The sequence below is a fragment of the Sulfurovum sp. bin170 genome (assembly GCF_010892395.1).
Taxonomy (GTDB): Bacteria; Campylobacterota; Campylobacteria; order Campylobacterales; family Sulfurovaceae; genus UBA1140.
Window position 1 is genome coordinate 1 of sequence record NZ_JAACKB010000105.1, and the last position, 1,822, is coordinate 1,822.

The following is a 1,822-nucleotide window of genomic DNA, read 5'->3' on the forward strand; positions in this document are numbered from 1 at the left end:
CTCTTTTTTGGGGTTTATGGGGGTTATTGGGTATCTTGTTTCAGAGAAGATGAAAGAGGATGAGAAGAGTGAAGCTTGTGAACTGCTTGAAGAGAAAATCGGAAGATTGGAGAACTATCTATATGAGCTAGAGGAGCGACTTGGTGTCTCTTCGGATGAGGTAAAAGAGAAGATAATTGAGATGTATGCAGAGGGCAAAGAGCTATTTGTGATAGAGAATGCATTAAATGTTCCTCGTCCCAAGATAGAGGCTGTGCTTAAATCGTATAAGTCAAAAGCAAAAGAGGATATTTTCGGATAAATTCTCTTTAATTTAAAGAGGATTAGTTATAATTGCGTTCTTATTATATATGCACCCATAGTTCAGCTGGATAGAACGCTAGTTTGCGGTACTGGAGGTCACAGGTTCGAATCCTGTTGGGTGTACCACCTCAATATTAAAATCAAAAGATTATTTTTTCTCACTAAATTTCATACCTGTTGGTTTTTGACTAGAGTTCATGCTATTTGGTTTTGTGCCAAACTTCATCTCACTTGGTTTCTGGGCAGACTCTGCGTTATCTGACTCTTTTTTAAAAATTAGAGTACCAAAAAAGCGTCTCGCCCATAGTCCAAACATGACTATCCATACCGTGACCGATATATCAAAAAACACAAAGAAATCCCATCCACTAGAGACTGCTAGTGAGGTGAAGATACGCATGACCACCACAACTTGTGTCCAGTAGAAGAGTAGCAGTGTCAACTTATCAGCTTTTATCTCATTTCCAGAGTGACCTAGAGTTACACGGGTTCCAAAGCCTATTAGTATCGTAAATATAAAACCTAGGACTACGATATGTAAATCAAGAAAGAGGAAGTTTGTGCCATCTATTAGCGTTAGAATATTGGATAGACCTGATAAGAGAAAAGCGATAGGAATCCAAAATAGAGAGATATGTAAAATCCAAATCATTGGGTCAGGGTTTGGAAATGGGAGCTTCCAACGCATAAGCTCTTTTCCTGTCAAATAAGCCAAGAGAAAATCCGTAAGAAATGATGAGTTGGGTTGAATCGTCTCTAGTAGTACATGCAAAGAGAGTAGACCAACTATAACTCTAAATCTCTCCATATGCTTCTCTATTGGTTTCCCTGAGAAGAGTGGAATCATCCGTTGTGCAACAGTAAAAGTGAGTAGAAAGAGATAGAGATAGATTGCTATCTGCACAGAGAGGGTCTGTAAGCTTGGTATCCATATAGATAAGATAAACAACAGATGTGCAAAGATACCTAGTGCGATAGCTATTAAAATCCAATATTGGTCAGTTTTTTCATTGGGATACATTGGTGAAGAGTTATAGATACTCAACAAAATATTTCCCGAAGCCAATTGAGCTACAAGAACCAGTATCATCCCAATAGTAATGACTGTCTTGGAGAGAAAAAGACCCAATAACAGAATAAGTGACCCTGCAAGAAAAATCCAAAAGATACCAAGAAAATGTTTTTGTGGTATAGGTGGTGTGCCTGAAAATTTTGGAAATGTAGTAAATAAAAATGCTAAAAAAGCAGGGGTAAAAAGCAGAAATATTAGTGAATAGGCGTGATACTCTCCTGATAAAATTTCAGCTGTAATGAGACCTTTGAATAGCAACATAAAGAGTATCATGGATATTATAGCATTTACAAATGCTAAAACAAAAAATGGTTGATGGGGTTGTGATAAAAAGTAGTGATTTTTCATGGGATTGCTTTTTTATTTGTATCATAACATAAAAATATTAATAAATAGAGGACAACCGCAGAGAGTCACCTCTACAGAGACTAAAACTGCTTCTCTAAA

2 protein-coding genes and 1 tRNA gene are annotated in these 1,822 nt (G+C 36.9%); 2 read left to right on the forward strand and 1 reads right to left on the reverse strand.

Features of this window, described 5'->3' with window-relative positions; translation table 11 throughout:
- Both GSY74_RS02440 and GSY74_RS02445 read left to right on the forward strand, forming a co-directional pair.
- The coding region (locus GSY74_RS02440) for a hypothetical protein (protein ID WP_164663526.1) at positions 1-301 on the forward strand (301 nt) is incomplete at its 5' end.
- Between the two features lie 51 nt (positions 302-352).
- Positions 353-429 (forward strand) — tRNA-Arg (locus GSY74_RS02445).
- 22 nt (positions 430-451) lie between these two features.
- Here the strand turns inward: GSY74_RS02445 and GSY74_RS02450 are convergent.
- Positions 452-1,723 (reverse strand): NnrS family protein, encoded by a 1,272-nt coding sequence (locus GSY74_RS02450; protein ID WP_164663527.1) that lies wholly within the window; start codon positions 1,721-1,723, stop codon positions 452-454.
- Positions 1,724-1,822: the final 99 nt, after the last annotated feature.

Coding starts and splice junctions, on each gene's coding strand:
- GSY74_RS02450 (WP_164663527.1), bottom strand. CDS start 1,723: ATGAAAAATCACTACTTTTTATCACAACCCCATCAACCATTTTTTGTT.